The sequence below is a fragment of the Streptococcus sp. 32226D021BW genome (assembly GCF_053545015.1).
Genome location: NZ_JBPPVC010000013.1, coordinates 43224 through 51845, shown reverse-complemented (window position 1 = coordinate 51845; position 8622 = coordinate 43224). Strand labels below are relative to the sequence as shown.

4 protein-coding genes are annotated in these 8622 nt (G+C 43.9%); 2 read left to right on the top strand and 2 right to left on the bottom strand.

Going from position 1 to position 8622, the window contains the following annotated elements:
• Positions 1-89: 89 nt before the first annotated feature.
• On the bottom strand, positions 90-467 hold the full coding sequence (locus ACEE44_RS08560) for an HIT family protein (RefSeq protein ID WP_449171931.1): 378 nt from the start codon (positions 465-467) through the stop codon (positions 90-92).
• Between the two features lie 56 nt (positions 468-523).
• Positions 524-1780, bottom strand: a complete 1257-nt coding sequence (gene tyrS / locus ACEE44_RS08555) for a tyrosine--tRNA ligase (protein ID WP_449171930.1) — start codon at positions 1778-1780, stop codon at positions 524-526.
• A gap of 123 nt (positions 1781-1903) precedes the next feature.
• On the opposite strand from tyrS, the gene pbp1b reads away from it, so the two are divergent.
• The gene (pbp1b, locus tag ACEE44_RS08550; protein WP_449171929.1) at positions 1904-4312 is read left to right on the top strand and encodes a penicillin-binding protein PBP1B; all 2409 of its coding nucleotides are present in this window, start codon (positions 1904-1906) and stop codon (positions 4310-4312) included.
• A 661-nt stretch (positions 4313-4973) separates the two neighbouring features.
• Positions 4974-8546, top strand: a complete 3573-nt coding sequence (rpoB, locus tag ACEE44_RS08545) for a DNA-directed RNA polymerase subunit beta (RefSeq protein WP_449171928.1) — start codon at positions 4974-4976, stop codon at positions 8544-8546.
• The last annotated feature ends 76 nt before the right edge of the window (positions 8547-8622 follow it).

Genomic DNA, 8622 nt, shown 5'->3' with positions numbered 1-8622 from the left:
TTATCTTCATAACTTAATTTCATAAGAAAAACACCCCAATCGTTAGATTTTGTGTCTAACTTTTGGGGTGCAGTTCATCGGGCTGCTTTTTATAATGCTTTGAGGAGTTTGTTCAGGTCCAGCTGGGCTTGCGTAAGCCTAATCTGGTCCCAGAAGCCATCTGATTGAAAGCGTGGGATGAGATGAACATGGAAATGGGTACCAGCGTCAAACAAGCGGTCATTGCAAGCCATGGTCACGCCATCAATCGCTAATTCCTGACAGAGTTTTTCAGTCAAAAAAACTTCCAAGTCCGATAATTCATAGCGAACAGCAGGAGGAACTTGGCTGAGTGTATCATAGTGGTTTTTGCTGATAATCAACAGATGCCCAGTTTGAATAGGGTCAATGTCCCAGACGACCTTGAAATGCTCTGTCTGATAGAGAATGTCATTTTCGTTGAGTTGATGGCAAAAAATACAGCTCATCGCTACCTCCTTTTGATAGAGCAAAAGGAAATCACATAGGATTTCCTTGAAAAATACTAATAAGTCAACACAGAATACTTCTTCTTCCCACGACGGATAACGGTTAACTCGCCGTCGATTTTGTCGCTGTCAGAAAGAGTATAATCCAAGTCCTGCACACGCTCACCGTTGACATAAATGGCACCATTTTGCACATCTTCACGAGCTTGGCGTTTTGAGCTGACAATACCAGAGGTGACTAGAAGTTCCACGATGTTAAGGTTGTCTTCAGCCTGTACAGCGTAGTTTGGAACGTTGCTGAGACCCTGCTTGAGCTCTCTTGCGGACAGGTTTTTGATGTTGCCAGCGAACAATTGCTCGGTGATGTTAAGGGCTTGCTTATAGGCTTCTTCACCGTGGACCAATGTCACCACTTCCTTAGCCAAAATCTTTTGAGCCAAGCGTTCATGACGAGCTGCGTCAAATTGTTTCTCGATTTCAGCGATCTCATCCAAGGACAAGAAAGTGAAGATTTTCAAGAAACGAACAGCATCGTCATCCATGACATTGAGCCAGAATTGGTACATTTCATATGGAGAGGTCTTGTCGGCATCCAACCAAACGGCGTTACCTTCCGATTTGCCGAATTTCTTACCTGTCGAGTCGGTGATAAGTGGTACAGTCATAACGTGACCAGATTTGTCAGCCTTGCGGCGAAGCAACTCGGTACCTGCAGTCATGTTGCCCCACTGGTCAGAACCACCGATTTGTAGGGTCACATTGTGCTTGTCGTTGAGTTCGTAGAAGTCATAGCCCTGCATGATTTGGTAGGCAAACTCGGTGTAGGAAATCCCTGTTTCAATCCGTTTTTTCACAGAGTCCTTACTCATCATGTAGTTGACTGTGTAGTATTTACCAACATCACGGAGGAAGTCGATAAAGCTGATGCCTGAGAACCAGTCGTAGTTGTTGACCATTTCAGCCTTATTGTCGCCGTTTTCAAAATCCAAGAAGCGAGAGAGCTGACCTTGGATTTTTGTTACCCAGCCGTCCACGGTGTCTTTGGTTTGCAAGCTGCGCTCCGCATCCTTGAAGGAAGGGTCACCAATCAGACCAGTCGCACCACCAACTAGGGCGTAAGGCTTGTGACCAGCCAACTGCAAACGACGGCTGGTTAGAATTGCAACCAAGTGACCTAAATGTAAGCTATCTGCTGTTGGATCATAGCCGGTGTAATAAGAAACCTGCCCTTCTGTCAGTGCTTTTACCAAGGCTTCTTCGTCTGTCGTTTGAAAGACCAAGCCACGTGCTTTTAGTTCTTCAAAAATGTTCATGCGTTTCTCCTTAAATAGAATGTGATAAAAACCACATCTAACCAATAAAAATTCTCCCTTATTATACCATGAAATTGTGGAAAATAAACAAAATTTGGTATAATGGTAAGATAAGGAGTTACTATGACGACTAAATCAGATAAGCAAAAACATAAAGATAAATCAAATGCTCAAGGGCTCGGAGATACGTTTGGTGTTTTCCTTCGCACCTTGAAATTGTTGCTCAATTCCATTGCTGTCTTGTTGTTCCTATTTGTTCTTTTTGGTGTAGGTATAGGAGTTGGTTTTGTTGCGAGTTTGTTTGACAAGGTTGAGGTGCCTAAGACCGAGGAACTGCTGACACAGGTTTCAGAAGTAAGTCGGATTTCCAAAGTAGTCTATTCTGACGGCAGCCTAGTAGCAGAGGTTAATTCGGACTTGCTTCGTGTACCAGTTGGGGCTGGTGATGTATCGGACTACCTCAAGCAAGCAGTTATTGCGACAGAGGATGAAACTTTTGAAAGTCATAACGGAGTTGTGCCAAAAGCTGTTTTGCGTGCGGCATTGGGCTCGGTTGGTCTTGGGTCATCCAGTGGTGGTTCTACCTTGACCCAGCAGCTCATTAAGCAGCAGTTGGTCGGAGATGCACCGACTTTTACTCGAAAGGCGAATGAAATTATTTCAGCTTTGGCCCTGGAACGCAATATGACCAAGGAAGAGATTTTGACCATCTATTTGAACGTTTCACCGTTTGGGCGGAACAATCAAGGTCGAAATATTGCGGGAGCAGAAGCTGCCGCTCAAGGAATTTTTGGCAAACCTGCCAGTGAGTTGACAGTTCCACAGGCAGCCTTTATTGCAGGTCTACCGCAAAGTCCAATTGTCTATTCTCCATATGCTTCCGATGGTACTCGTAAGTCGGATGAGGATATGGTTTACGGTATCGAACGTTACCAAGATGTTCTTTTCAATATGTATCGTGCTTCGTTCTTGACCAAGGAAGAATATGAAACCTATAAGGCTTACGATATTAAGCAGGACTTCATTGCCCCAGCGCCTGTGACAGCTGATACTAAGGATTATCTCTATTATGAGGTGATGGAAGAGGCTCAGCAAGTCATGTTTGACTACTTGGTGAAACGTGATAAGGTTTCTGAGAATGATTTGAAGAACGATGTGACAAGGAGCTCTTATGAGGACTTGGCTAAGCAGGAGCTTAGTCAAGGTGGCTATACCATTAAGAGTACAGTTGATAAGGGTATTTATGATACCATGCAGTCAGTTGTTGCCAATTACGGCTCGGTGTTGGATAATGGAAATGTGTACGTTGAAACAGGCAGTGTGCTGATTGACAATTCCACAGGAGCTATTCTAGGTTTTGTTGGTGGTCGGGATTATGCGACTAACCAAAACAACCATGCCTTTGATACCCTGCGTTCGCCTGCTTCGACCATTAAACCTTTATTGGCTTATGGTATCGCCATTGACCAAGGTTTAATCGGTTCAGCAAGTATTTTGTCAGATTATCCAACCAATTTCTCAAGTGGGCAACCAATCATGTATGGAACCAGTCGAGGTTCGGGCATGATGAACTTGCAGACGGCAATCGATAGATCTGTGAACATTCCGGCATTCTGGACTTATAAGATGATTCAAAATGCAGGAGTTGATGCCAAGGCATACATGGAGAAGATGAACTATCATATTCCTATGTATGATATTGAAAGTGTGCCACTCGGTGGTGGCGTTGAAATTTCGGTTTTGACCAATACCAATGCCTATCAGACCTTAGCTAATGGTGGTGTCTATCACAAACACTATATTGTTGAGAATATTACGGCTGCGGATGGAACGGTTGTTTACCAGCATGAAGCAGCTCCTGTTCAAGTCTATTCCAAGGCCACCGCAAGCATCATGAACCAACTCTTGCGCCAAGTAGTGAATTCGGGCTATACAACGACCTTCAAGAATCGGTTGAGCGGCTTAAATCCTCAGGCAGCAGCTTCGGACTTTGTCGGTAAAACGGGAACAAGTAACGAGGTAAATGACGTCTGGCTCATGTTATCAACTCCAAAAGTAACTCTGGGGACTTGGGCTGGAAATGATGATAACTCAGAAATGTATGTTTGGACAGGCTATCACAACAATTCGCAATATGTCGCTCATATGGTTAATGCGCTCTATAATGTGAATGCAGATATGTTTGCAGGTCGCTTTGAGTTGGATGGTAGCGTGATTGCTTCGAATGTTGTTGCTTCTACAGGTCAACGTGCAGGAGCAACGCAAGTAAACGGACGCCAGATCATGATTGGTGGTGCGACGACTACCAGTTATTGGGCTAAGAATGGCGCTCCTGTTACGAGCTACAACTTTATGGTTGGTGGTACAGACAGTGATCGGGCACAGGCTTGGAATAGCGTAGTTGGTTCAGCTACGAATTCAAATCAATCTAGCAACTCTACTCGTCCAAGTTCTTCTAGTTCCTCAGCTACCAATACTAGTCCATCGTCTGAAACTCAGCCAACAACAAGTCAACAAGAGAATAATAATTAGCCTTGCTTTTTGGAAGAAGTTGTGGTATAATTTTGTAAATAATTTGTCGTGTGTCTTGTTTGAAATATTGTCCAAACAAGGCTTGCAGCAGTTAAATCAAACTTTTTGAAGGAAGATTTAGCTGCTCTTTTTGTGTCTATGAGGGATTATATTGAGAATTGTTACTTATTCTTAAAAATTCTAAATATTCAGAAAAGGGATAAATATTGGTCAATTGATGGCTATTTATAATTGAACTCGGACTAAATTCGTCGGAAAAAAGCTTTGTTAATGAATTTTTGTTTTGTTAGCTGCTTATAATGTCGTAAACGTCTGGCCTTTCTTCGACCTTCAGTCTAGAAAGTCCTAGTCGTTCTGACGAGGGTGCGTCAACGAAATCAAAGATTTCGGACTTACCGCTTATTTTTCTCTCGAATTTTACGTCCTCGTATCTTTTAATTGAACTCGCCTACAACTCTGTGAAAAAAGGTAAGGTTTGTAGATCTTTGTTTTTGTTTACTTCGTGGCGTCGTAAACGACTGAACTTTCTTCGACTATTGGTCAAGAAAGTCCTAGTCGTTCTGACGAGGGTGCGTCTACAAAATCAAAGATTTTGGACTTACCGCTTATTTTTCTTTGAGTTGTTTACGGCTTAGTATCTTATATACAAAGGAGAAAACTTTTGGCAGGACATGAAGTTCAGTACGGTAAACACCGTACCCGTCGTAGTTTTTCAAGAATCAAGGAAGTTCTTGATTTACCAAATTTGATTGAAATCCAAACGGATTCATTTAAAGATTTTCTTGATTATGGTTTGAAAGAGGTCTTTGAAGATGTACTTCCAGTTTCAAACTTTACGGATACCATGGAATTGGAATTCGTTGGTTATGAATTGAAAGAGCCTAAATACACATTGGAAGAGGCGCGTGCACACGATGCTAACTACTCAGCTCCAATCTATGTAACTTTCCGTCTTGTGAATAAGGAAACTGGCGAGATTAAAACTCAAGAAGTTTTCTTCGGTGAGTTCCCAATCATGACTGAAATGGGTACCTTCATCATCAACGGTGCAGAGCGTATCATCGTTTCTCAGTTGGTTCGTTCACCAGGTGTTTATTTCAACGATAAAGTCGATAAGAACGGTAAGGTTGGTTATGGTTCAACGGTTATTCCTAACCGTGGAGCATGGTTGGAATTGGAAACAGATTCAAAAGACATTGCCTACACTCGTATAGATCGTACACGTAAGATTCCATTTACAACGCTTGTACGTGCACTTGGTTTCTCAGGTGATGATGAAATCTTTGATATCTTTGGTGATAGCGAATTGGTTCGCAACACTATTGAGAAAGATATTCATAAAAATCCAGCGGATTCTCGTACAGATGAAGCCCTCAAGGAAATCTATGAGCGTCTTCGTCCAGGTGAACCAAAGACAGCTGAAAGTTCTCGTAGCCTTTTGACAGCTCGTTTCTTTGACCCACGTCGTTACGATTTGGCACCTGTTGGTCGTTATAAAATCAATAAAAAGCTCAACCTTCGTACTCGCTTGCTCAACCAAACGCTTGCAGAACATGTGATTAACGGTGAGACAGGCGAAATCGTCTTGGAAGCTGGTACTGTCTTGAGCCGTGATGTGCTTGAAAAAGTAGAAGCACAATTCGATGAGCTCAACTTGGTAGAATACATTCCAAATGACAATGCCGTTCTCCTTGAGCCAGTTCTCTTGCAGAAATTCAAGATTGTAGCTCCTAAGGATCCAGATCGTGTAGTCACTGTGATTGGTAATGCTAATCCGGCGGAAAACGTACGTACAGTAACGCCTGCGGATATCTTGGCAGAGATGAGCTACTTCCTCAACTTGGCTGAGGGTCTTGGTCGCGTAGACGATATCGACCACTTGGGTAACCGTCGTATTCGTGCCGTTGGTGAATTGCTTGCCAACCAAGTCCGTATCGGTTTGACCCGTATGGAGCGTAACTTGCGTGAGCGTATGTCTGTTCAAGACAATGAAGTATTGACGCCACAACAAATCATCAATATCCGTCCTGTTACAGCCGCAATCAAAGAATTCTTTGGTTCATCCCAGTTGTCACAGTTCATGGACCAACACAACCCACTTTCTGAGTTGTCTCACAAACGCCGTTTGTCAGCCTTGGGACCTGGTGGTTTGACTCGTGACCGTGCTGGTTATGAGGTTCGAGACGTTCACTACACTCACTATGGTCGTATGTGTCCGATTGAAACGCCTGAGGGACCAAACATCGGTTTGATCAACAACTTGTCTTCTTATGGTCACCTCAACAAGTATGGTTTCATCCAAACACCATACCGCAAGATCGACCGTGCAACTGGTACAGTAACGAACGAAATCGTTTGGTTGACAGCAGATGAAGAAGATGCCTATATCGTAGCTCAATCGACTTCACCACTTGATGAACACAACCGTTTCGTTGATAAGATTGTTATGGGACGTCATCAAGGTAACAACCAGGAATTCCCAGCAGATTCAGCGGACTTCATGGACGTTTCACCGAAACAGGTAGTTGCCGTTGCGACAGCATGTATTCCTTTCTTGGAAAACGATGACTCCAACCGTGCCCTCATGGGTGCCAACATGCAACGTCAGGCTGTTCCATTGATTGATCCAAAAGCACCTTACGTTGGTACTGGTATGGAGTATCAGGCTGCTCATGACTCAGGTGCGGCAGTTATTGCTCAACATGATGGTAAGGTAACTTATGCAGATGCGGACAAGGTAGAAGTACGCCGTGAAGATGGTTCCTTGGATGTTTATAGCATTCAAAAATTCCGCCGTTCAAACTCTGGTACAGCCTATAACCAACGTACCCTTGTAAAAGTAGGCGATGTCGTTGAAAAAGGCGACTTTATCGCAGATGGTCCTTCTATGGAACGTGGGGAAATGGCCCTCGGTCAAAACCCAATCGTTGCCTACATGACGTGGGAAGGTTATAACTTCGAGGATGCGGTTATCATGTCTGAGCGTCTGGTGAAAGAAGATGTCTATACATCTGTTCACTTGGAAGAATACGAATCAGAAACCCGCGATACCAAGTTAGGCCCTGAAGAAATCACACGCGAAATTCCAAACGTTGGTGAGGATGCCCTTCGTCAGTTGGATGAAATGGGTATCATACGTATCGGTGCGGAAGTTAAAGAAGGCGATATTCTTGTTGGTAAGGTCACACCTAAGGGTGAAAAAGATCTTTCTGCTGAAGAGCGCCTCTTGCATGCAATCTTCGGTGACAAGTCACGTGAAGTGCGTGACACCTCTCTTCGTGTACCTCACGGTGCCGATGGTGTCGTTCGTGATGTGAAAATCTTTACTCGTGCCAACGGTGATGAATTGCAATCAGGTGTTAACATGCTGGTTCGTGTCTACATCGCTCAAAAACGTAAGATCAAGGTCGGAGATAAGATGGCCGGTCGTCACGGTAACAAGGGTGTCGTTTCACGTATTGTACCGGTTGAAGATATGCCATATCTTCCAGATGGAACGCCAGTTGATATCATGTTGAACCCACTCGGGGTGCCATCTCGTATGAACATCGGTCAGGTTATGGAACTTCACTTGGGTATGGCGGCTCGTAACTTGGGTATCCACATTGCAACACCAGTTTTTGATGGTGCAAGTTCAGAAGACCTTTGGTCAACCGTTAAAGAAGCGGGTATGGATTCAGATGCCAAGACCATTCTTTACGATGGACGTACCGGTGAGCCATTTGATAACCGTGTATCTGTCGGTGTCATGTACATGATCAAGCTTCACCACATGGTTGATGATAAACTTCATGCCCGCTCAGTCGGACCATACTCACTCGTTACCCAACAGCCACTCGGAGGTAAGGCTCAGTTTGGTGGTCAGCGTTTCGGTGAGATGGAGGTTTGGGCCCTTGAAGCCTACGGTGCTTCAAACGTCCTACAAGAAATCTTGACCTACAAGTCAGATGATGTGACAGGTCGTCTGAAAGCCTATGAAGCCATCACAAAAGGTAAACCAATTCCAAAACCAGGTGTTCCAGAATCATTCCGCGTTCTTGTCAAAGAATTGCAATCACTTGGTTTGGATATGCGTGTCCTTGATGAAGATGATAACGAAGTAGAATTGCGTGACCTTGATGAAGGTGAAGATGATGATATCATCCACGTAGATGATCTTGAAAAAGCACGTGCAAAAGCAGCAGCTGACGCAGCGGCAGCCTTTGCAGCAGAAGAAGCAGAAGACAAAGAATAATGAGAATGGATGGAACAAGTTGGTCCAAATCTCAGAACTGAAAGAGATAAGTACCAACAGTCTTCCACCGTCTGAT